The 20,697-nt window shown below is 58.3% G+C and carries 20 protein-coding genes; 10 read left to right on the top strand and 10 right to left on the bottom strand.

Annotation, left to right across the window (positions count from 1 at the left end; all coding sequences use genetic code 11):
- The first annotated feature begins 416 nt into the window (after positions 1 to 416).
- The 8 genes from BIND_RS01115 to leuD all read left to right on the top strand — a co-directional run bounded on the left by BIND_RS01115 (position 417) and on the right by leuD (position 8,578).
- Positions 417 to 839, top strand: a complete 423-nt coding sequence (locus tag BIND_RS01115) for an EF-hand domain-containing protein (protein WP_012383237.1) — start codon at positions 417 to 419, stop codon at positions 837 to 839.
- 218 nt (positions 840 to 1,057) lie between these two features.
- Positions 1,058 to 2,080, top strand: a complete 1,023-nt coding sequence (holA, locus tag BIND_RS01110) for a DNA polymerase III subunit delta (protein WP_012383236.1) — start codon at positions 1,058 to 1,060, stop codon at positions 2,078 to 2,080.
- Between the two features lie 308 nt (positions 2,081 to 2,388).
- Positions 2,389 to 2,961: a F0F1 ATP synthase subunit delta gene (locus tag BIND_RS01105; protein ID WP_012383235.1), complete on the top strand. Its 573-nt coding sequence runs from the start codon at positions 2,389 to 2,391 to the stop codon at positions 2,959 to 2,961.
- Complete coding sequence (gene atpA, locus BIND_RS01100) at positions 2,961 to 4,490, top strand: F0F1 ATP synthase subunit alpha (protein ID WP_012383234.1); 1,530 nt, start codon at positions 2,961 to 2,963, stop codon at positions 4,488 to 4,490. The genes BIND_RS01105 and atpA overlap by 1 nt, the downstream gene beginning before the upstream one ends.
- 138 nt (positions 4,491 to 4,628) lie before the next feature.
- The gene (locus BIND_RS01095) at positions 4,629 to 5,510 is read left to right on the top strand and encodes a F0F1 ATP synthase subunit gamma (protein ID WP_012383233.1); all 882 of its coding nucleotides are present in this window, start codon (positions 4,629 to 4,631) and stop codon (positions 5,508 to 5,510) included.
- Between the two features lie 26 nt (positions 5,511 to 5,536).
- The gene (gene atpD / locus BIND_RS01090) at positions 5,537 to 6,985 is read left to right on the top strand and encodes a F0F1 ATP synthase subunit beta (RefSeq protein WP_012383232.1); all 1,449 of its coding nucleotides are present in this window, start codon (positions 5,537 to 5,539) and stop codon (positions 6,983 to 6,985) included.
- Positions 6,986 to 7,134: 149 nt separating this feature from the next.
- Positions 7,135 to 7,539, top strand: coding sequence for a F0F1 ATP synthase subunit epsilon (locus BIND_RS01085; protein ID WP_012383231.1), 405 nt, complete (start codon positions 7,135 to 7,137; stop codon positions 7,537 to 7,539).
- Between the two features lie 433 nt (positions 7,540 to 7,972).
- Positions 7,973 to 8,578, top strand: coding sequence for a 3-isopropylmalate dehydratase small subunit (leuD, locus tag BIND_RS01080; protein WP_012383230.1), 606 nt, complete (start codon positions 7,973 to 7,975; stop codon positions 8,576 to 8,578).
- An 87-nt stretch (positions 8,579 to 8,665) separates the two neighbouring features.
- Here leuD and BIND_RS01075 read toward each other — a convergent pair whose 3' ends face one another.
- The 9 genes from BIND_RS01075 to ribH all read right to left on the bottom strand — a co-directional run bounded on the left by BIND_RS01075 (position 8,666) and on the right by ribH (position 18,402).
- Positions 8,666 to 9,667 carry an adenosine kinase gene (locus BIND_RS01075; protein WP_012383229.1) on the bottom strand — a complete coding sequence of 334 codons (1,002 nt, stop codon included), beginning with the start codon at positions 9,665 to 9,667 and terminating at the stop codon, positions 8,666 to 8,668.
- Between the two features lie 242 nt (positions 9,668 to 9,909).
- Positions 9,910 to 10,035 carry a hypothetical protein gene (locus tag BIND_RS22140; protein ID WP_012383228.1) on the bottom strand — a complete coding sequence of 42 codons (126 nt, stop codon included), beginning with the start codon at positions 10,033 to 10,035 and terminating at the stop codon, positions 9,910 to 9,912.
- Between the two features lie 269 nt (positions 10,036 to 10,304).
- Positions 10,305 to 11,294 carry a cysteine synthase A gene (cysK, locus tag BIND_RS01070; RefSeq protein WP_012383227.1) on the bottom strand — a complete coding sequence of 330 codons (990 nt, stop codon included), beginning with the start codon at positions 11,292 to 11,294 and terminating at the stop codon, positions 10,305 to 10,307.
- A 484-nt stretch (positions 11,295 to 11,778) separates the two neighbouring features.
- Positions 11,779 to 12,639 (bottom strand): serine O-acetyltransferase, encoded by an 861-nt coding sequence (gene cysE, locus BIND_RS01060; protein WP_050764084.1) that lies wholly within the window; start codon positions 12,637 to 12,639, stop codon positions 11,779 to 11,781.
- A gap of 264 nt (positions 12,640 to 12,903) precedes the next feature.
- The gene (gene rfbA, locus BIND_RS01055; RefSeq protein WP_012383224.1) at positions 12,904 to 13,809 is read right to left on the bottom strand and encodes a glucose-1-phosphate thymidylyltransferase RfbA; all 906 of its coding nucleotides are present in this window, start codon (positions 13,807 to 13,809) and stop codon (positions 12,904 to 12,906) included.
- Positions 13,810 to 13,984: 175 nt separating this feature from the next.
- Positions 13,985 to 16,123: a sodium-translocating pyrophosphatase gene (locus tag BIND_RS01050; RefSeq protein ID WP_012383223.1), complete on the bottom strand. Its 2,139-nt coding sequence runs from the start codon at positions 16,121 to 16,123 to the stop codon at positions 13,985 to 13,987.
- A gap of 225 nt (positions 16,124 to 16,348) precedes the next feature.
- Positions 16,349 to 17,344, bottom strand: a complete 996-nt coding sequence (gene thiL, locus BIND_RS01045) for a thiamine-phosphate kinase (RefSeq protein WP_012383222.1) — start codon at positions 17,342 to 17,344, stop codon at positions 16,349 to 16,351.
- Positions 17,345 to 17,357: 13 nt separating this feature from the next.
- Positions 17,358 to 17,825 (bottom strand): transcription antitermination factor NusB, encoded by a 468-nt coding sequence (gene nusB / locus BIND_RS01040; protein WP_012383221.1) that lies wholly within the window; start codon positions 17,823 to 17,825, stop codon positions 17,358 to 17,360.
- Positions 17,826 to 17,856: 31 nt separating this feature from the next.
- A complete protein-coding gene (ribH, locus tag BIND_RS01035; RefSeq protein WP_012383220.1) occupies positions 17,857 to 18,402 on the bottom strand; it encodes a 6,7-dimethyl-8-ribityllumazine synthase in 546 nt (181 codons plus the stop codon).
- 269 nt (positions 18,403 to 18,671) lie between these two features.
- Between ribH and BIND_RS19900 the strand changes: the two genes are divergently transcribed.
- Positions 18,672 to 19,043: a hypothetical protein gene (locus tag BIND_RS19900; RefSeq protein ID WP_012383219.1), complete on the top strand. Its 372-nt coding sequence runs from the start codon at positions 18,672 to 18,674 to the stop codon at positions 19,041 to 19,043.
- Positions 19,044 to 19,153: 110 nt separating this feature from the next.
- On the top strand, positions 19,154 to 19,525 hold the full coding sequence (locus BIND_RS01025; protein WP_012383218.1) for a hypothetical protein: 372 nt from the start codon (positions 19,154 to 19,156) through the stop codon (positions 19,523 to 19,525).
- A 126-nt stretch (positions 19,526 to 19,651) separates the two neighbouring features.
- Here BIND_RS01025 and BIND_RS01020 read toward each other — a convergent pair whose 3' ends face one another.
- The gene (locus tag BIND_RS01020; protein ID WP_012383217.1) at positions 19,652 to 20,692 is read right to left on the bottom strand and encodes a cytochrome-c peroxidase; all 1,041 of its coding nucleotides are present in this window, start codon (positions 20,690 to 20,692) and stop codon (positions 19,652 to 19,654) included.
- Between the last annotated feature and the right edge of the window lie 5 nt (positions 20,693 to 20,697).

Raw genomic sequence — 20,697 nt, 5'->3', positions numbered from 1 at the left:
CCCTCTTTGGGCTTATGCATAAAGGGTGATGAGGCTAAAGGGCGCAGGTTCGCCCGGGAACAGATGCGGCCAAAAGGCGCGACAAACCCATTCTGTCATGCCTGATATATTTGAAATTTAGGGGAAACTTTCATTTTTTGCGGCGTCCCGACACCCTTTTCCTGACTGGTTCACGGGGTTTTGTCGCCCCGCTCCTCCCCGTCCGCATGACCTTTCCCGCATCGTTGCAATAAGAGCGGAACCGTAAAGGCGCGTCCTGGTTCCCCTTTCGAACCTTCCCCGCCCTGCGGGCAGCGATGACGCCGCATGATGGCGTCATGCCATGACAGCTTCGAACAATAAACGCCGGAGAATGAACGACAGCCTGCCGCCACAACGTGTTCCAAGCGCCTTCCCAACCGATATGGAGTGTCCCCTTGACCTTTCTTCCTTTCGGCAAGAGTGCATCTGGTAAAAATGTCTTCCGCATCCTGCTGCTGGCCTGTGCTTTGACCGCGCTCAGCAGGCCTTCCGTCGCGGCCTCCCTTCTCGAACGCTATGACGCCAATGGCAATGGCGTCCTGGACGCGGAGGAAGCCAAGGACGCCGCCGAAGATAGTTTCGACGACATCGACAAGGACGATACCGACACGCTTGATCGGGAGGAGATCGGTTTCCGGCTCACCGACGCCGAATTCGCGGCCGCCGATCTCGATCATGACGGCGTATTGAGCGAATATGAATATATCGCGCTCGTGAAGAATCGCTTCGAAAAAGCCGACAAAGACCATGATGGCTCCCTGTCTCAGGCGGAACTCGCCACCAGGGCAGGACAGGCCTTTCTCCGCGTTCTGCAATAAGACGACGGGGCGCGGAAAGGGCTTCATGGCCCCTTCCGAAATTGTCTGTTTCCAACGGAATAGAGACAATTTCGGCGACCATGAACGGTCATTCCCTTTGGCCGTTCACGTTCCGGCTCTTGTCTTGAGAGTCGAGCCGATCTTTTCAAAACCACGCGCATCGGTCACACCCTTCCCATGCACGTGTGTTTGCCCATCAGAAATCCGGAATAGGCCGAATGGTCGCGATCAAATCCCATGAAGCGGATCGTTTCCTCGCTCGGCCGACAACCCATGTTTTTCTCTATCTGGTCCATGGCACCGACAATGGCCTCGTCGCCGAGCGCGTCAAAACGATTGTCGCGCGATCGGTCGACGACCCCAAGGACCCGTTCCAATTCCTGCGTCTCGACGGAGACGATCTCGCTGCCGATCCGCAACGGCTGGCCGACGAGGCGCATACAGTGCCGCTGTTCGGCGGCCGGCGAGCCATCCTGATCGGGGCCCGCGGCAAGGCTTTCATACAGGCAGTGGAACCGATTCTCGCTGTACCGCCACAGGATTGCACGATCATCGTCGAGGCCGGCGCCCTGAAAAAGGACAATGCTCTGCGCAAGCTCTGCGAGCGAGACAAAAACGCTGCCGCCATCGAATGTTATCCAGATAGTCAGCGCGACCTCCAGGCCTTGATCGAGGCGGAAACCGCAGCCACGCGTCAGACGATTCGCGCCGATGCCAAGGAGGAATTATTGAGCCTGCTCGGCGCCGACCGGCTGACGACACGCGGCGAACTGGATAAATTGCTGCTGTATACGCATGGAGAAGCGGAAATCACGCTTTCCCATGTCGAGGCCATTGTGGCCGATGCATCCAGCCTGTTTGTCGATGGTGCGATCAATGCCGCTTTCGCCGGCGAGGCCACAAACGCCGACAGGATCGCGCGGCGCGTCTTCGAGGAGGCGGGCGATGCCAATATGCTGCTCGGCATGGCCCTGCGCCAAGCCTTGAGCCTGCATCGTGCCAAACTCGACAAGGATATGGGTCTGGCCCCACGTGGTGGGGCGCCTTTTGCGGCGTCCTGGCGGATGGGCAATGCCGAGCAACATCTCTCACGCTGGAGCGTGGAACGGCTCTCCGAGGCCTCCACCCTGCTTGGCGAAGCGGTGCGGCAGGCGCGGCGCGAGCCCAAGCTCGCTGAAGCGATCGCTTTGCGGGCTCTCTGGAGCGTCGCCTTTCTGGCACGCGGCAAGACATTCCGGTAGAGCTGTGGCGCAGCCCTCTCCGCAAAGCTCCTGCCTGCCGCAAGCAATGGTGTAGCCGTAGTTTTCGCGGCCGGACGGCTAAGTTTGCGCTGAGTAGGGTTGCGCGTAAAAAACGCTTATGTTAGGTGAGCCTCGCTCGGGGGGTGGAGCGTAGTCGCGCTGACTTTTTCCCTCCTCGTCTTGTACGTCGAATCCGGTATTTTGCTCACGGCCCCTTTTGGTCATCAGTGGAGATCACCGGAACCGATCGTCGAGATCGGCCGAACCATCGGCCGGACATAAAGGGGCCAAGCTTTCGGTCCGAGGGGATGGGATCAGTGGCGGTAGAAGAGACAATCGTTACGGGAATGGCCGGGCGCTATGCGCAGGCATTGTTCTCCCTCGCGAAGGAAAGCGGTACGATCGATCAGGTCGCCAGCGATTTGCAGCGGCTCCGGGAGATCTATCGCGAAAGCGAGGATCTTCAGCGCTTCATTGGAAGCCCTGCCTTTTCTTCCGAAATTCAAGTCAAAGTCTTGAACGCCTTGTTGAACAAGGTCGAGATTACGGGCTTAGCCGCGAATTTTATCAAATTGGTCGCCTTCAAGCGTCGTTTGTTTGGCCTGCCCAAGATGATTGATGACTTCAATCATCTGCGGGATGTCGAATATGGCATCGTGCGCGCAACCGTAACATCGGCCGCACCCTTGAAGGATGAACAACTCGAGACGCTGAAAGGCGTCCTCGCCGCACAAGGCGGCGGCAAGAGCGTCGAGATCGCCGCCAAGGTCGATCCGGCACTCATCGGTGGCCTGATCGTGCAATTGGGATCGCGCATGGTCGATGGCTCCCTTAAGACGAAATTGAATGCGATTCGCACACGTATGAAAGAGGTCGGTTGATGGATATCCGCGCCGCTGAAATCTCCGCGATTCTCAAGAAAGAGATCGCCAACTTCGGAAACGAAGCCGAGGTTACCGAAGTCGGCCAGGTGCTGTCCGTCGGCGACGGTATTGCCCGCGTCTATGGTCTCGACAATGTCGAAGTCGGCGAAATGGTCGATTTCGAATCGGGCGTCCGGGGCGTTGCGATCAACCTCGAAGCCGATAATGTCGGCGTGGTCATTTTCGGTTCCGACCGCACGGTCTCCGAAGGCCAGACGGTCAAGCGCAGCCGCACCATCGTCCAGGTGCCGGTCGGCAAGGAACTGCTTGGTCGCGTCGTTGACGCCCTCGGCAATCCGATCGATGGCAAGGGACCGATCAACGCCGCCCAATCCGCCCGCGCGGATATCAAGGCGCCAGGCATCATCCCGCGCAAATCGGTGCATGAGCCGATGTCCACGGGCATCAAGGCGATCGACGCTTTGATTCCGATCGGCCGTGGCCAGCGCGAATTGATCATCGGTGACCGTCAGACCGGCAAGACCGCCGTGGCGCTCGATGCCATGCTCAATCAGAAGCCGGCCAATCTCGGCACGGATGAAAACGCCAAGCTCTATTGCGTTTACGTGGCCATCGGCCAGAAGCGCTCCACCGTCGCGCAATTCGTGAAGGTGCTCGAAGAGCAAGGCGCCCTGCCCTATTCGATCGTTGTCGCGGCGACCGCTTCGGATCCGGCTCCCATGCAATATCTGGCGCCTTTCGCCGGTTGCGCCATGGGTGAATATTTCCGTGATAACGGCATGCATGCCCTCATCACCTATGACGATCTGTCGAAGCAGGCCGTTGCCTATCGTCAGATGTCCTTGCTGCTGCGCCGTCCGCCGGGACGCGAAGCCTATCCGGGTGACGTCTTCTATCTGCATTCCCGCCTGCTCGAACGCGCCGCCAAGCTCTCCGATGAAAAGGGAGCGGGTTCGCTCACCGCTCTGCCGGTCATCGAAACCCAGGCGAATGACGTTTCCGCCTATATTCCGACCAATGTGATCTCCATCACCGACGGTCAGATCTTCCTTGAGACGGATCTCTTCTATCAAGGTATCCGTCCGGCGGTGAATGTCGGCATTTCCGTGTCGCGCGTCGGTTCCGCCGCCCAGACCAAATCGATGAAAAAGGTCGCCGGCAAGATCAAGGGCGAGCTCGCACAATATCGCGAAATGGCGGCTTTCGCCCAGTTCGGTTCCGATCTTGATGCGACGACCCAGAAGCTGCTCGCCCGTGGTTCGCGCTTGACCGAACTTTTGAAGCAGCCGCAATTCTCCCCGCTCAAGATCGAAGAGCAGGTCTGCGTCATCTATGCTGGCGTCAACGGCTATCTCGATGCTCTGCCGGTCAATCGCATTCGCGCCTACGAGGACGGCTTGCTCGCCTTGTTGCGCACGGCGCATGCCGATCTTCTGGATACGATCCGGACCTCGAAGGATCTTTCTGACGATTCTGCCGCCAAACTGAAAGCCTTGATCGAGGGTTACAGCAAGAACTTCTCGTAAGGTTCAGGCCCAGGTACGGCGCGTTTCGGCGCGCCGATCCGCGCCAGTCATGGTGCGGAAGGATACAGAATTGAGGACCCGCCTAGCCTTCCGGTGCGGCAGCGTTCTGAAACACGACACTGATCAGGCGGTAGTGCAATGCCCTCGTTGAAGGACCTGCGAAATCGGATCGCTTCCGTCAAGGCGACGCAGAAGATCACCAAGGCCATGCAGATGGTCGCGTCGGCGAAACTGCGGCGCGCCCAGCTCGCGGCTGAAGCGGCACGGCCCTATGCAGAGCGCATGGATGAGGTTCTTGCGAGCCTTGCCTCCATCGTCGGCACAGGTCCAGACGCCCCGAAGCTTCTGGCTGGTAATGGTTACGATCGGACGCATCTGCTTGTCGTCTGCACGGCGGAACGCGGTCTTTGCGGTGGCTTCAACGCCTCGATCGCCCGTCTGGCCCGCGACACGGCGGAGAAATTGATCGCCGAAGGCAAGAAGGTCAAAATCCTCTGCGTCGGTAAAAAGGGCTATGATCTGCTCAAGCGCCAATTCGGCGAGCAGATCCTTGAATTGATCGAATTGCGCAGTGTCAGGACGATCGGTTTCGTGAACGCCGAAGCGATCGGGCGCAAGATTCTCAACCTTTATAAGGACGCAGAATTCGACGTCTGCACACTCTTCTTCGCCAAATTCCGGACGGTTCTCCACCAGATCCCAACGGCACAGCAATTGATTCCCCTTGCTGTGAAAACGCAGGAAGACGCCCCGGCGGCCCCGCCTTCCCTTTACGAATACGAGCCGAGCGAGGAACAAATTCTCGCGACGCTTTTGCCGCGCAATATCACGATTCAGGTCTTGCGCGCCTTGCTCGAAAACGCCGCCTCGGAACAGGGCGCGCGGATGAGCGCCATGGATAATGCCTCCCGCAACGCCGGTGAGATGATCAAGAAGCAGACCCTGAAATATAACCGCTCGCGCCAGGCCATGATCACGAAGGAACTGATCGAGATCATCTCCGGCGCCGAAGCGCTTTGATTTTATGAGGATTGAAGGAACGAACCATGGCTGACGCAGCACTCAACGGGCCGACAGGGCATATTACCCAGGTCATTGGCGCCGTCATCGACGTGAAGTTCGACGGTCATCTGCCGGCGATCCTCAACGCGCTCGAGACACAAAACAACGGCAATCGTCTTGTGCTTGAGGTCGCCCAGCATCTGGGTGAAAGCGAAGTCCGCTGCATCGCCATGGATGTGACGGATGGCCTGATCCGGGGTCAGGCGGTCATCGATACCGGCGCTCCGATCAGCGTGCCCGTGGGTGAGGAATGCCTTGGCCGCATTCTCAATGTCATCGGCGAGCCGGTCGATGAACTGGGACCGGTCAACACCACCGCCCGTCGCGCGATCCACCAGCTCGCGCCTGCCTATGATGAACAATCGACCGAAGCGCAGATCCTCGTGACCGGCATCAAGGTCGTGGATCTTCTGGCGCCCTATTCCAAGGGTGGTAAGGTTGGTCTCTTCGGTGGCGCCGGCGTCGGCAAGACCGTCATCATCATGGAACTGATCAATAATATCGCCAAAGCGCATGGCGGTTATTCGGTCTTCGCCGGCGTTGGCGAGCGTACGCGTGAAGGCAATGACCTTTACCACGAAATGATCGAATCGCATGTCAATGTCGATCCGCATGAACATGGCGGTTCCGCCAAGGGTTCGAAATGCGCGCTGGTCTATGGCCAGATGAACGAGCCCCCGGGAGCCCGTGCCCGCGTCGCCCTTTCCGGACTGACCATCGCCGAGGATTTCCGCGACAAGGGTCAGGACGTTCTGTTCTTCGTTGATAATATTTTCCGCTTCACGCAGGCTGGTTCCGAAGTGTCCGCCTTGCTGGGCCGCATTCCTTCGGCGGTGGGCTATCAGCCGACGCTCGCCACCGACATGGGCGCCTTGCAGGAACGCATCACCACGACGACCAAAGGCTCGATCACTTCGGTCCAGGCGATCTATGTGCCTGCCGACGACTTGACCGACCCGGCGCCAGCGGCTTCCTTCGCCCATCTCGACGCCACGACGGTTCTTTCGCGCTCCATCGCGGAAAAGGGCATTTATCCGGCGGTCGACCCGCTCGATTCAACCTCCCGCATCCTGTCGCCGCTGATCGTCGGCGAGGAGCATTACAATGTGGCGCGTCAGGTGCAGCAATTGCTCCAGCGCTATAAATCCTTGCAGGACATTATCGCCATTCTCGGCATGGACGAATTGTCGGAAGAGGACAAGCTGACGGTCGCCCGTGCCCGCCGCATCGAGCGCTTCCTGTCGCAGCCTTTCCATGTCGCGGAAATCTTCACCGGTTCTCCCGGCAAGCTCGTGGCGCTCTCCGATACGATCAAGGGCTTCAAGGGCTTGATCGAAGGCAAATATGACCATCTGCCAGAAGCTGCCTTCTATATGGTCGGTTCGATCGAAGAAGCGGTCGAAAAGGCCCAGAAGCTCGCGGCTTCCGTCTAATCCCTTCGTTCGAGACCGCCTTTTTCCTTGAAGGGATCAAGGCGGTCCGTGCGATGATGGATTGGATCTTTAGAGGAATATGCCGGACGGCGGATTTTCGGGATTTCACCCTACCGCTGCGGGTTGATGAATAGATTCGGGAGCCGAGCATGGCCGCTTTCCACTTTGAACTCGTATCTCCGGAACGGCTGGTTTTTTCCGGTGAAGCCGATTCTGTCGTCGTTCCCGGTGTCGAGGGCGAATTTACGGTCCTCGCGGGTCATGCTCCCTTCATGACCACCTTGCGGCCCGGTCTGATTACCGTCAATGACGCCACGAGCAAGGAAAAGCTCGAATTTTATACTCTCGGTGGCTTCGTTGATGTTGGCGAAGGTGGCTTGACCATCCTCGCCGATGTGGCTCTGCCGATCGCCGAGGCAGATCAAGCGCGTTTCACCGCCGATCTCGCACAGGCCGAAACCGATATTCACGACGCGCCCGATGCCGATTTCCGTCTTGTCGCCATCGAAAGACGCGATCAGTTGGCCTATCTGAAGACACTTCTGCGCCCCTGAGTTTGGCTCTTCTGCCATCGACCCTAAGAACGCGCTTTCTGATGGGCCACTCTTAAGTTTTCGCTAACAGTCTGAAAAGGCGAAAATTTAAGAAAGGAGCCAAGGGCTATGATTCGCGAGCTTTGATATAAGGTTGGACATTCATCCCTTGATCGGAAAGCGATCAAGGGATGAATGTATTGGTAGTTCAAGGCGCTCGATTCAGATCATTCTCTCGAGAGCATCGGACTTTCAAAGTGAAACCTGCCTGATGCTCTATCGTTCTTCTGAAAGCACATCAGATTGGTCCCAAAAGTGGGAGCCACTTTGGGTCTGATGCTTTAGTATCGCTCGTTCATTCGAACGCCCGAGCGATGTTATAGGCCTTTATAATCGCATCAAATTTATCCCAAAGGGATAGCCACCTTCAGGTTTGAAGCTGTAAGGAGTCGTCATGGAAAAATTCACGACCCTGACCGGCGTTGCCGCGCCGTTGAAGATCACCAATGTCGACACCGACATGATCATCCCCAAGCAATATCTCAAAACCATCAAGCGGACCGGCCTTGGTGAGGGGCTCTTCTCGGAATTGCGCTTCAAAGACGATGGAACGGAAAACCCTGATTTCGTCTTGAACCAGCCCGCCTATCGCAAGGCGTCGATCCTGGTCGCCGGCGATAATTTCGGATGCGGCTCCTCGCGCGAACATGCCCCCTGGGCCTTGCTCGATTTCGGTATTCGCTGCGTGATCTCAACGAGTTTCGCGGATATTTTCTATAATAATTGCTTCAAGAACGGCATTTTGCCGATCAAGGTCACGCCTGAGCAATTGGCCCTTCTCATGGAAGATGCCGAGCGCGGTGCTAATGCAACGCTGACGGTTGATCTCGAAAATCAGACGATTCGCGGTCCGGATGGGGGCTCGATTCCTTTCAACATCGATCCCTTCCGCAAACATTGTCTCTTGAATGGTCTCGACGATATCGGCCTGACCATGCAGAAGGCGGATGAGATTTCGGCCTATGAGGAGCGTCAGGCAAAACAGCACGCCTGGCTGTAAGACCAAAGATCAACCGATGGTATGGTCTCAGCTTTAAGCTTTCCATGCGGAGAAGGAAAACCCTTCTCCGCATTTTTATTGTCATGATCAGAGATCAAAACCGTTCTGTCTGGCAAGATAGGCGAGATCCTTTTGCGGACGCGCGCCGATATGCTGGATGATTTCAGCTGCCGCCAAGGCACCAAGCCTTGCCGCTGTTGAATGATCCTTGTTCTTGCTGAGACCCGTCAAAAATCCCCCTGCGAAAAGATCGCCCGCGCCCGTCGTATCGACCACCTGATCCACGGGAAAAGCTGGGACAGCGAGCACATTTTCCGATGTGACCACCACCGAGCCATGTTCGGAGCGCGTCACGACACCGAGAATGTTCTCCTGACGCAGAGCCGCGATGGCCGTATCGAAATCAGAGGTCTGATAAAGCGCGTGCAATTCGGATTCATTAGCGAAGAGAATTTGGACGGATTTGTCGCGGATAAGCCCTAAAAACTCCTCGCGATAACGATCGACACAGAATGTATCGGACAAGGTCAGGGCCACCTGCCGCCCAGCGTCACGAGCAATGCGCGAGGCCTTCAGGAAAGCCGCCTTGGCAGCTGGCGGATCCCACAAATAACCTTCGAGATAGATGATAGCGGCGCTTTGCACTTGCTCTGCATCGACATCGGCCTCGGTCAGATTGGCCGAGGCGCCAAGATAGGTGTTCATCGTCCGTTGGCCATCCGGCGTAACCAGGACGAGGCACGTCGCGCTCGCCGGGCCATCCTCGGCGAATGACGTCGTGAAGGCGACCTTCGCGCCACGAATATCATGGGCGAATTGGGTGCCGAGCGGATCGGATTTGAGCTTGCCCACGAACCCCGTTTTGCAGCCGAGGCCGGCGGCGCCAATGATCGTATTGGCGGCCGACCCACCAGAAACAACGGTCACCGGTCCCATTGCGCCATAGAGGCTTGTCGCGCGCGCCTCATCGATGAGGGTCATCGACCCTTTGTGCAGGCCCTGAGCGAGGAGAAAATCATCATCGACTTGGCCGAGAACATCGACAATAGCATTGCCGAAACCAAGCAGATCCAATGTGGGAGAAGCCATCTATTCATCCGATCCGGGAGACATTCGAAACGAACTTGGCTCTCGCATCGGCAATGGCCCGGGTCAAGAAGGAGAATAGACCGCCCGCACGGTCGCGATCGGATCGACCGCTTTCGAGAATGGCCTTCGAACATATTCTCGCATGGGGCTCGAACGCTAAAATTCGAGAACCGGGAGCGCTCTTCGCGACTCCCGGGATCAGATGACGTTCTGCCGCGAGGCCTTTAAGGGAGAAAGCGCGCTCAAAACCAGCGGCGGCGAGCCTTCTGCTCCTCCTCGGGCAAATTCCTGAACTCGCGATTATAACGGCTGTTGGAGAAAAGGCGGAAGCCGAACAAAGCCGCCAGGAAAAGCCAAAAAGCGCGCATGTTCAATCCTTTCAAAAATTATCGACCGGGGCTCAGAGACACCTCTGCCGGTAAACAGACATCAGAATAAGTGTTTACCGATAATTTACCATAGGCGTGCCGAAGACGAACGCCGATCAGGCCGAAAACATGCCCTCTCAACGTCCCGCAAAGCTGAGGGGTTCCGTTGAAACGAAAGGTCGCGAAAGGTTGCTTGCGGAGATTGAATGACAAAGGCCGGCGGTGATCACCGCCGGCCTTGCCGTGAAGCCCGTAAAATAGAGAGAAGATCAAAGACCTTCGAACAAAGCCGTCGACAAATAGCGCTCAGCAAAAGACGGAATGATCAGGACGATATTCTTGCCTTCGGCTTCAGGGCGCAGGCCGACCTCGATGGCGGCGGCGACTGCGGCGCCAGAGGAAATACCGACTGGAATGCCTTCGAGGCGCGCCACGAGGCGAGCCGTCTCAAAGGCCGTCTGATTGCCGACGGTGACGACTTCATCGATCAGGGGCCGGTCGAGAACGGACGGCACGAAGCCAGCACCGATACCCTGGATCTTATGCGGACCTGGCTGACCGCCGGACAGGACGGGCGAATCCTCAGGTTCGACAGCGACGATTTTCAGGCTCGGGCGGCGGGGCTTCAGAACCTGAGCGACGCCGGTGATCGTGCCGCCGGTGCCGACACCGGAGACGAAATAATCCACATTGCCTTCCGTATCGTTCCAGATTTCCTCGGCCGTGGTCAGGCGATGGATTTCAGGATTGGCGGGATTGTCGAATTGGCGCGGAATCACGGCGTCGGGTGTCGCCTGCACCAGTTCCTCGGCCTTGGCGATCGCGCCCTTCATCCCTTGGGGAGCGGGCGTCAGAACGAGCTCGGCTCCGAGCAGGGCAAGCATCTTGCGCCGCTCGAGCGACATGGATTCCGGCATGACCAGAATCAGCTTGTAGCCGCGCGCGGCAGCGACGAAAGCCAGCGCAATGCCAGTATTGCCAGAGGTCGGCTCGATCAAAGTGGTCTTGCCGGGGACGATCTTACCGGCGGCCTCCAGGCTCGCGATCATATGGACGCCAATCCGGTCCTTCACGCTGGCGATCGGATTGAAGAATTCGAGCTTGGCGAGCAGATTGGCCTTAACGCCCTTTTCCTTGGCAATCTTCTGCAGCCGCACGAGAGGCGTATTGCCGATCGTCTCGGTGATGGAATCATAAATGCGGCCGCGTCCCGCGGTCTGAACAGGCGCATCAGGTTGTTTCACGGCTGGCTGTGCCATTTTACTGCTCCAGGGAGAGTGTCGCGGCCGGGCAAGAGAGGAAGCTTCTCGCAAAACTGCTTCTTGCCGAGCCGAAAGAAATCGATCGGCTAAACCGAACGGGCGTAGAGAATGGGTGTGGAGGTTAATCCACTCTTATCCTGTTTCACGAGAAGGGCGTCTCGAAAGCGACCGGCGGCGAGAGTGTGGACCGGGAGCAGGCATTTGGTCTTTTTGCGCGAACTTTTAAGCTCGCCCATGCGCCGGTGCTCCGCCAAATCCCCCTCCCTCTCCAACGGGGTCCCGAAGCCTCAAGGATGCCCTTTCGGCCTCGCATTTCGCAAGCAAGATGCTCTTATCCGAAGAAGAAAATTCCCTTGAGCAGGATATTAAGTCTACTAGTTTTGTCAATAAAAGCTTGGCTGCCGCCTCGCCCCCACGGGTCCCGTCTTTGATCTGATAAGCCATTGAATAATAATCAGATGGAGCTTTATCTGCTGGCTTGTCAGATCGTGTAATCGAAAGAATCATAGGACAATTGGCTGAGAATCTGGTCCATGCTGCGCGCCGGTTCAGAACAGCCGGCCGTGCCCACCTGGCGGGCGGGAACGCCAGCCACCGTGGTATTGGGCTCGACGGGCCGCAAAACGACTGAGCCCGCGGCAATGCGCGAGCAGGAGCCTATCTCGATATTGCCGAGAATTTTGGCGCCGGCACCGATCATCACGCCGCGCCGGATCTTGGGATGGCGATCGCCGCGTTCCTTGCCGGTACCGCCGAGCGTGACATTCTGCAGGATCGAGACATCATCATCGATCGAGGCCGTCGCGCCGACGACGAGACCCGTCGCGTGATCGAGGAAAATCCCCTTGCCGAAACGCGCCGCCGGATTGATGTCGGTCTGAAAGACATCGGATGATCGGCTCTGGATATAGAGCGCGAAATCCTGACGCTGATGGTTCCAGAGCCAATGCGCGAGGCGATGCGTCTGGATCGCGTGGAACCCCTTGAAATAAAGGAAGGGCTCGATCAGGCGCGCGCAGGCCGGATCACGATCGAGCACGGCGAGAATATCGGCTCGGAAAGCCTCTCCGATCGTCGGATCATCATCGGTCGCCTGGGCAAAAATTTCCGCGATGAGATAAGCGGGCACCGTCTCATTGCCGAGCCGCGCCGCAATGCGATGCGCCACAGCACTTTCGAAACTCGTCCGGTTGAGAATCGAACTGACGAACAGCGGCGCCAGAGCCCTTTCACGCGCGAAAGCTTCTTCGGCCTCCTGCCGCAGACGATTCCAGAGCGGATCATAAAGACCGGGGCGATCGGAATGCCCCGCAGGGACGCCTGAGTCGGAGATGAGAGTCATGTGGTTCATGGTCTGGCGATTCATGATCTTGCCCCAGGAAAAGCCCTGTCGCCAAGGCTGGCCCAGGCATGGGTGCATGCATGGAACATGACAGTTTCAGCCCGCATGATGTCATGCACCGGCTCCCGTCTGCCTGCGCACGAAACCATCGCTGGGCTGGACGGATAGTAGTCCATAAAAATACTAGATAAAAGCCTTTTGCTGGCCTTCCCGCGCGAATCCGTCCCTACCCGGTCCCATGCAAGACCGCGCTTTAAGACCGTCTCAGGCGATCGAGGGAGCAAAGGATGTGGGGTCTTTTTTCGCGGCTTCGTAAATCGCCAGAAGATATTCGCCATAACTGCTCTTCATCGAGCGTTTGGCAAGTTCATGGAATTGGTCCAGGGGGATATAACCCATCCGCAGCGCGATTTCCTCGATACAGGCGACCCGGATTCCCTGCCTTTGTTCAAGGATCTGGATGTAATGGCTCGCTTCCACGAGCGAGGCATGGGTGCCCGTGTCGAGCCAGGCAAAGCCGCGTCCGAGCATTTCGACGAATAATTGTCCGCGTTGGAGATAGGCCCGGTTGACATCGGTGATTTCGAGCTCGCCTCGGGCCGAGGGGGTGATCTTGGCGGCAATATCGACAACATCATTGGGATAGAAATAAAGGCCCGTGACGGCGACATTGGAGTGGAAGGTTTTGGGTTTCTCGACAATATCGAGCGCCTTTCCGGTCCGATCGAGCGTCACGACGCCATATTGCTCCGGGGTGGTGACCTGATAGCCGAAAATCGTCGCATCCGTGGTCCGAGCCACGGCCTGTTGGAGCATTTGCGGCAGTCCGTGGCCATGAAAAATATTATCACCAAGGATCAAGGCCACACGATCAGATCCGATAAAGTCACGGCCGATGATGAAGGATTCCGCCAGTCCGCGCGGTTCATCCTGCACGGCATAGGTCAAGGACATGCCGAGGTCCTTGCCATCCCCGAGCAGGCGCTCGAACAGCGGCGTGTCGCGCGGGGTCGAAATGATCAAGAAATCCTTGATCCCCGCCAGCATCAAAGTGGCCAGCGGATAATAGATCATCGGCTTGTCGAAAACCGGCAGCAATTGCTTCGAGACGACGCGGGTAATCGGATAAAGGCGCGTGCCTGACCCACCCGCGAGGATAATCCCTTTCATCTCCATGTCCTTCCATTGCACCGCAGATTCGACCCTATGGGGCTGATTAATGATTGTTTTCTACTTGATGCATGGAAAGGCGTCGATAGGACACGGCGAACCGGATGGAACGTCGCGCCCTATCATTTCAAATAGAGGAAGAATCGCCCCAAGACGGCATCCTTGGGGCGCTCCATCAATGAGCGAGAATCGCCAGAAGCAGGAGAGCGACAATATTGGTGATCTTGATCGCCGGATTGATCGCTGGCCCGGCCGTATCCTTATAGGGATCGCCGACCGTGTCACCCGTTACCGAGGCCTTATGCGCCTCACTCCCCTTGTAATGGGTGACACCATTCTTATCGAGAAACCCTTCCTCGAAACTTTTCTTCGCATTGTCCCAGGCACCGCCGCCTGAAGTCATGGAAATCGCCACGAACAGGCCGTTGACGATGACGCCCAGCAGCGAGGCGCCAAGCGCCGCAAAGGCCGAGGCCTTGGAGCCCGACACAGCGAGAACCACGAAATAGACGAACGGCGGCGCGAGCACCGGCAGCAGCGAAGGAATGATCATTTCGCGGATCGCGGCTTTCGTCAGCATATCGACCGCGCGGCCATAGTCCGGCCTTTCAGTGCCTTCCATAATGCCGGGCTTTTCCCGGAATTGCCGCCGCACTTCCTCGACAACAGAGCCCGCCGCCCGACCGACGGCCGTCATGGCGATGCCGCCGAAGAGGTAAGGTATCAGGCCGCCGAAAATCAGGCCGGCAACCACATATGGGTTGGAGAGATCGAAGGAGACCACGCCGACATTGCGAAAATAGGAAAAGACATCGCCATGTTTGGTGAAATAATCGAGGTCGTAGCTATAGGCGGCAAACAACACGAGTGCCCCGAGGCCGGCGGAGCCAATCGCATAGCCCTTCGTTACCGCCTTAGTGGTATTGCCCACGGCATCGAGCGCATCAGTGGCGCGCCGCACCTCCTTGGGCAGGCCCGCCATTTCCGCAATGCCGCCGGCATTGTCAGTGACAGGGCCAAAAGCATCAAGCGCGACAATCATGCCGGCAAGGCCGAGCATGGTCGTGACCGCGATCGCCGTGCCGTAAAGGCCGCCGAGTTGCGAGGTCGCGATAATGCCGGCGGCAATGACAAGGGCCGGCAAGGCGGTCGATTCGAGCGATACGGCAAGCCCCTGAATGACATTGGTGCCATGGCCGGTCACGGAGGCCTGAGCGATCGAAACCACCGGCCGTTTGCCGCTGCCTGTATAATATTCGGTAATAACGACAAGGGCACCGGTGACGGCAAGCCCGATGAGCCCGCAGAAGAACAGATGGAGCCCTGTGAGCGGCACGCCATGCACCGTGCCGATCGTGCCGAAACCGACCGTGGCGTAAGTGGCGAGAGCGAGCCCCGGAATGGTCAGGAGTCCGGTCGCGATCAAGCCCTTGTAGAGGGCGCTCATGATCGCCTCATCGAGACCGAGTTTCACGAAAGCGGTGCCGATGAGCGATGTGACGATGCAGGTCGCGCAAATCGCCAAAGGATAAAGCATGGCGCTCGCGAGCACCGCGTCGCCCCCGAAAAAGATCGCGCCGAGCACCATGGTGGCAACGACCGTCACCACATAGGTTTCAAACAGATCGGCCGCCATGCCGGCGCAATCACCGACATTGTCGCCGACATTATCAGCGATGGTGGCTGGATTGCGCGGATCATCCTCAGGAATGCCGGCCTCAACCTTGCCCACAAGATCGGCCCCGACGTCAGCGCCCTTGGTGAATATCCCGCCTCCGAGCCGCGCGAAGATCGAGATCAGCGAGGCCCCAAAGCCAAGCCCAACCAAAGCATTGACGACTTCGCGGCTATCTTGCGCGTGGCCCAAGGGACCCGTCAGCAGGTAAAAGGTCAAGGTCACGCCGAGCAGCGCCAGGCCCGCGACCAACAGGCCGGTGACAGCCCCCGCCTTGAAGGAGAGGTCAAGTCCCTCGCCGAGCGATTGTGACGCCGCCTGTGCGGTGCGGACATTAGCGCGCACCGACACATTCATGCCGATGAACCCCGCCGCGCCCGACAGCACCGCGCCAAAGAGGTAGGCCCAGGCGACCGTCCATGAGAGCAGAAGGCCAAGCACCACGAAGATCACGGTTCCGACAAGAGCGATGGTTGTATATTGGCGCTTGAGATAAGCGTTGGCGCCTTCCGCTATCGCTCCGGCAATCTCCTGCATCCGCAAGGAACCGGCTGGCTGTTCCAGCAACTGTTTCGATGTCACGATGCCATAGGCTACGGATAATAATCCGCCAAAAATGATCCACCACAAAGGATTCATGGATTCCTCCCTCGCCGCCCACCTGGCCCGATTTCCTGTGAAAGAATCAGGCATGGATCGATATGTTTCGGGTCAGCTTACAGAATCCACAGATCGCCGCAATTGCGATCATTTTCATCCTCCCAAAATGGGAGGCCTTGAAATCATTGGCAAAGCCCTAGTTTCACAGTGCTAATACCAAAGGTCATCGATCATGACCGTTGGTATAAAATGGCGTGGAATCACTCAGAAATGCTGGAAGGATCCCTGCGGGTATACACGCGGCACAGTTCCCGGTGCTTCGAAATGTGGCAGGGCATCGCCGCTCTCCGCCTCGCCGATCGGGCTGACACGCATACCCAGCGCCAGCGCCGATTCCTCGAATCCCACACATTCCCCCGGCGGCACGGCGCACAGGATTTCGTAATCATCACCGCCGGTCAGGATCGTATCGATCAGGCCAGGCTCGAGATGGAGGGCTTCCCGCGCGGCCCTGGAGAGCGGCACCGCGGCAAGCGGGACACGCACCGTAAGATGAGCGAGTCCCAGCAGTTTGGCGAGATCGCCCGCAAAACCATCGGACACATCCATCGCGGCGCGGGCGTGACGGCGCAAAGCCGGCGCAAGGCCCAGGCGCGGCTCGGGAACGAGATAACGATTGAGGAGATCGGTTCGCGCGGCGGGCGTCAGCGCGGCGATCCAGATACGATCTTGCGGCGCGTCGAGACGCACGCGCAGGCCAAGCGCAGCATCACCAATCGTCCCCGTAACATAAAGCCGGTCACCCGCCCGTGCACCGGGGCGTGGCACCATCGTGTCGCGCGGGACGTGACCGAGCGCTGTCAAGCTGAGGGTCAATGGACCGGGCGTCTTGACCGTATCCCCACCCAGCAAGGGAAAACGAAATTGCGCGCTATCCTCACCAAGCCCGCGTGCGAATGCGGCGAGCCAATCCGTCCCCCAATCGGGCGGCAAGGCAAGGCCGAGCAGAAAACCGCAAGGGAGAGCTGCCTTGGCGGCAAGATCAGACAGATTGACGCGCAACAGTTTGCGCGCGATCGTCTCCGGCGCATCGTCGGGAAAGAAATGCACACCTGCGACAAGCATGTCCTTGGTCAGGACGAGATCCTGGCCAGGAAGCGGAGTGAGCACCGCCGCATCATCGCGCAGGTTCAGGCCGGCGGGGCCCGCGAGCGGCGCGAAATAAGTCGCGATCAGCTCGTCCTCGGATAAGCGTGGCATGACAGTCTGTATTCTAAAGACGCGAGGCGGCGAATTCGTCGGCGCGATAACGGCGGGCCAATTCGTCGAGCACAGCATTGATCATGCCCGATTCCTCGCGGCCGAAAAAGGCACCGGCGACATCGACATATTCCTTGATCGAGACGCGGGCCGGAATATCGGTGCGTTTCTTCAATTCATAGGCCCCGGCCCGCAAAATGGCGCGCACGACCGGATCGACACGGCGCAGCGGCCAGCCATCGACCAAGGTTTTGTCGAGCTGGCGGTCGATCGGCTCTTGATCGGCGAGCACGCCACCCAGAATATCGCGGAAAAAGGCGATTTCCGCTTCCTTATATTGATCCCCCTCGATCTCATTCCCGATCCAGAAGGATTCGAATTCAGCCAAGGTCTCGTTCAGCCCCTTCTCGGTGACTTCCATCTGGTAGAGCGCCTGGACCGCGGCAAGGCGAGCGGCGGAGCGCTGTTCGGCATTAGCCATTACAACCCTCCCAAGGGTGGGATCGGGGCCATTAGCGCGCTCCCGAGGTCAGGACCGGGCGCTGAGCTTGAATCTGGGCTTGCTCGACGACTTGACCGAATTCCTGGCTGAACCGGTAGAGCGCCAATGCCGCGCGTGCGGCATCTCCCCCCTTGTCACCACTTTCGACCGAGGCACGTTCGAGGGCCTGCGTCTCGGTTTCAACGGTCAGGATACCATTGCCGAAAGGCAGTTTGCGCTCCACCACAAGCTGCGTCAGGGCTCGCGCGCTTTCGTTGGCGACGATTTCAAAATGATAGGTCTCGCCCCGGATGATGCAGCCAAGCGCGATCGCCCCCTGATAAAGGGCTGGCGCGCGATCCAGCGCAATGGCGAGCGCTATGGGGATTTCAAGCGCGCCCGGCACGCTCACGACATCGAAACGCGCTTGCGCTCGTGTCAGCGCCGCCTCGGCACCGGCACGCAGCTGCGCGGCAATATCTTCATAATAAGGCGCCTCGATGATCAGAAACCGCGCGTTACCAACGCTGATTCTCGCATCATCCATTTGGGCAAGGGCTCGCCGTGGCTCGGCCATCGTCGCACTCGGGGGTCAAAGATCAGATGAAGGATAAAGATCGGAGGACGAGACAGAACTCAAGACCGATCCGATTCGCGCGCATCGAGTAACAAGCCTTGTCTCTCCAAGCAAGCTCAAACGGCGCCTTCACACCGTAAGCTCAAACCCGCACCATCCCGCGCGCCAAACATGCCTCGGTTTGCGACAAGGTTTGTCTTTGTACCTTAACCCATTCTTGAAAGAAAAGGAGCAATTTTCGGCGATCCCCTCTGTCCCTGGTTGAAAGCATGCCGCTTCCCGTCTTGTCCTCAGGCGTTTTCTCTCACGTCATGCGGACCCGCCGCACGACCTTCCGCATCCTGCTCTTCGTCATCGGCGGCATAGCGCTCGTATCCGCCTTGCGGGCCACGGCCGATGCAACCCCCGGCCACCTCCTCATCATTCCCACGGAGGATGGCTATGGCGTCGAAACGTGCCTGACGAGTGATGCAGCCTGCGGCCGCGTGGTGGCCGATGCCTGGTGCCAGGCCAATGGGCACGCCAATGCGGAAGCTTATGGACGCGCGGGCGATCGCATCAAGGATCTCGCCTCGTCGCGCGACGAGGCGCAATTGAAAAGCCTGCGGCCGGACAGCCTCGTGGTCTCCTGCACGGATTGAGACCCGCCCATAGGAAGGCTACGCAAATACCGCTCGGCTCAAGGCCTCGGATTTGCTAGGGAAAGGCAAAGCCCGACGGATCACGATGCCCCGCGTTCAAGGAACCTTTTTTGAACCGGCTCGGCGTCGCGATCCCTCTCACGGACGATCCTTTTCTCTCGCCGGACGCACCAATGCGAAAATGGGATGTGTTTTTCCTCGCAACCAAGATCACCAAAGGATTGGAGCTGGATTTCTTCGAAAATCCGCAAACCGAGCAAGAACCGGCGCTCGAACCCTATGATCGACTGGTCTTTGATGTCGTCGCCCGCAGAAGCAAATTCGAGGGAAGCGTCGTCACGGCGATCAGCAAGGACGAGGCGATTATCGAGGCGCAAGGCGTCAAATGGCGGATCACTCGGCCCACGGCTGAAGAGGCCGTGCATCCCATCCAGACCTTGATGAAACCGCGTATCTGGATCGTGCGGGAAGAAGTTCAATAGAGCGGGCCTGAAGGGACAATCCCTTCTGATCCGCTCCTTTCAGGTCCGATCCATTCAGATCATCACATTCACCCGATCGGGTGCCTAAAGCGCACGCTCAATTCAGCGATCAAGCGCGCACATAGATCACGGCACGGGATGCGGTGTCGTCGCGGCCAGCGCCGGCAGAACCGGGATGCTGACATCGGGCTGCCGGCCGGTCAGGGAATTCAGAAAATCGACGATTTTGCCGGTTTCCGCATCGCTCAGGGTCACGCCAAGCTGGCTCTCCCCCATGATCTTGACCGCCTCTTTCAGATCCCAGACCTTGCCGCTGTGGAAATAGGGCGCAGTCAAAGCAATATTGCGCAAGGTCGGCACTTTGAACGCATAATCATCGTCTTTTGACTTGGTGATCGCGGCACGTCCCAGATCATCCGCTGGCCGAACGTCCGGGGCCGGCGCTTTCACCACGCCGAAGGGCGCATACATGCTGCCGCCGATATTCACCCCATTATGGCAACCGGAACACCCCTTATCGACGAACAGACGCAAACCATTCTTCTGGTTCTGAGTCAGCGCCTTATCATCACCCGAAAGCCAGCGATCGAAGGGCGCCTCAGGGGTGAGCAGCGTCGCCTCGAAAACCGCAATGGCCTTTTCGAGATTCTCATAGGTGATCGAATCGGACGTGCCCGGGAAAGCCGCCTTGAAGGCGGTCACATAGCCGGGAATCCCCTTCAAAACGTCGATGGTTTGCGGCTTGGTCGACCCCATTTCCACCGGATTGAGGATCGGGCCACCCGCCTGTTCAGCGAGATCGGCGGCGCGGCCGTCCCAGAACTGAGCCAGATTGAAAACTGAGTTCAGCACCGTCGGCGCATTGCGGCCACCTTGCTGCCAATCATGCCCCAAGGATTTCGGACGGTCGTCGGTCCCACCAAGCCCCAGATTATGGCAGCTCGCGCAGCTCAGCGAATGGCTGATGGAGAGCCGCGGATCGAAATAGAGCATTTTGCCGAGGGCCAATTTCTCCGGCGTCGCCGGATTATTGGGCAGGCCCGGCGCTTTTGCAGGAATCGGGGCGAACTGGTCCTTGATCTCGTCGCGCAGAGGGTCGGCCATGGTGGTCGCGCCCGACAGCACCAGAGCCGCCAGAGACATGAACATCGGTAAACGCATCTTCATCCATT

Source organism: Beijerinckia indica subsp. indica ATCC 9039 (assembly GCF_000019845.1).
GTDB classification, from domain to species: domain Bacteria; phylum Pseudomonadota; class Alphaproteobacteria; order Rhizobiales; family Beijerinckiaceae; genus Beijerinckia; species Beijerinckia indica.
This window is presented reverse-complemented; position numbering and strand designations above follow the sequence as displayed.

What these genes read in the sequence shown, in the direction of transcription:
- nusB (WP_012383221.1), bottom strand. Translation starts at nt 17,825, where the DNA reads ATGGCTAATGCCGAACAGCGCTCCGCCGCTCGCCTTGCCGCGGTCCAG.
- cysE (WP_050764084.1), bottom strand. Translation starts at nt 12,639, where the DNA reads ATGACTCTCATCTCCGACTCAGGCGTCCCTGCGGGGCATTCCGATCGC.
- BIND_RS19900 (WP_012383219.1), top strand. Translation starts at nt 18,672, where the DNA reads ATGCCGCTTCCCGTCTTGTCCTCAGGCGTTTTCTCTCACGTCATGCGG.
- BIND_RS01105 (WP_012383235.1), top strand. Translation starts at nt 2,389, where the DNA reads ATGGGATCAGTGGCGGTAGAAGAGACAATCGTTACGGGAATGGCCGGG.
- ribH (WP_012383220.1), bottom strand. Translation starts at nt 18,402, where the DNA reads ATGGCCGAGCCACGGCGAGCCCTTGCCCAAATGGATGATGCGAGAATC.
- thiL (WP_012383222.1), bottom strand. Translation starts at nt 17,344, where the DNA reads ATGCCACGCTTATCCGAGGACGAGCTGATCGCGACTTATTTCGCGCCG.
- BIND_RS01020 (WP_012383217.1), bottom strand. Translation starts at nt 20,692, where the DNA reads ATGAAGATGCGTTTACCGATGTTCATGTCTCTGGCGGCTCTGGTGCTG.
- BIND_RS01095 (WP_012383233.1), top strand. Translation starts at nt 4,629, where the DNA reads ATGCCCTCGTTGAAGGACCTGCGAAATCGGATCGCTTCCGTCAAGGCG.
- BIND_RS01050 (WP_012383223.1), bottom strand. Translation starts at nt 16,123, where the DNA reads ATGAATCCTTTGTGGTGGATCATTTTTGGCGGATTATTATCCGTAGCC.
- leuD (WP_012383230.1), top strand. Translation starts at nt 7,973, where the DNA reads ATGGAAAAATTCACGACCCTGACCGGCGTTGCCGCGCCGTTGAAGATC.
- BIND_RS01085 (WP_012383231.1), top strand. Translation starts at nt 7,135, where the DNA reads ATGGCCGCTTTCCACTTTGAACTCGTATCTCCGGAACGGCTGGTTTTT.
- BIND_RS22140 (WP_012383228.1), bottom strand. Translation starts at nt 10,035, where the DNA reads ATGCGCGCTTTTTGGCTTTTCCTGGCGGCTTTGTTCGGCTTCCGCCTT.
- holA (WP_012383236.1), top strand. Translation starts at nt 1,058, where the DNA reads ATGGTCGCGATCAAATCCCATGAAGCGGATCGTTTCCTCGCTCGGCCG.
- atpA (WP_012383234.1), top strand. Translation starts at nt 2,961, where the DNA reads ATGGATATCCGCGCCGCTGAAATCTCCGCGATTCTCAAGAAAGAGATC.
- atpD (WP_012383232.1), top strand. Translation starts at nt 5,537, where the DNA reads ATGGCTGACGCAGCACTCAACGGGCCGACAGGGCATATTACCCAGGTC.
- BIND_RS01075 (WP_012383229.1), bottom strand. Translation starts at nt 9,667, where the DNA reads ATGGCTTCTCCCACATTGGATCTGCTTGGTTTCGGCAATGCTATTGTC.
- rfbA (WP_012383224.1), bottom strand. Translation starts at nt 13,809, where the DNA reads ATGAAAGGGATTATCCTCGCGGGTGGGTCAGGCACGCGCCTTTATCCG.
- cysK (WP_012383227.1), bottom strand. Translation starts at nt 11,294, where the DNA reads ATGGCACAGCCAGCCGTGAAACAACCTGATGCGCCTGTTCAGACCGCG.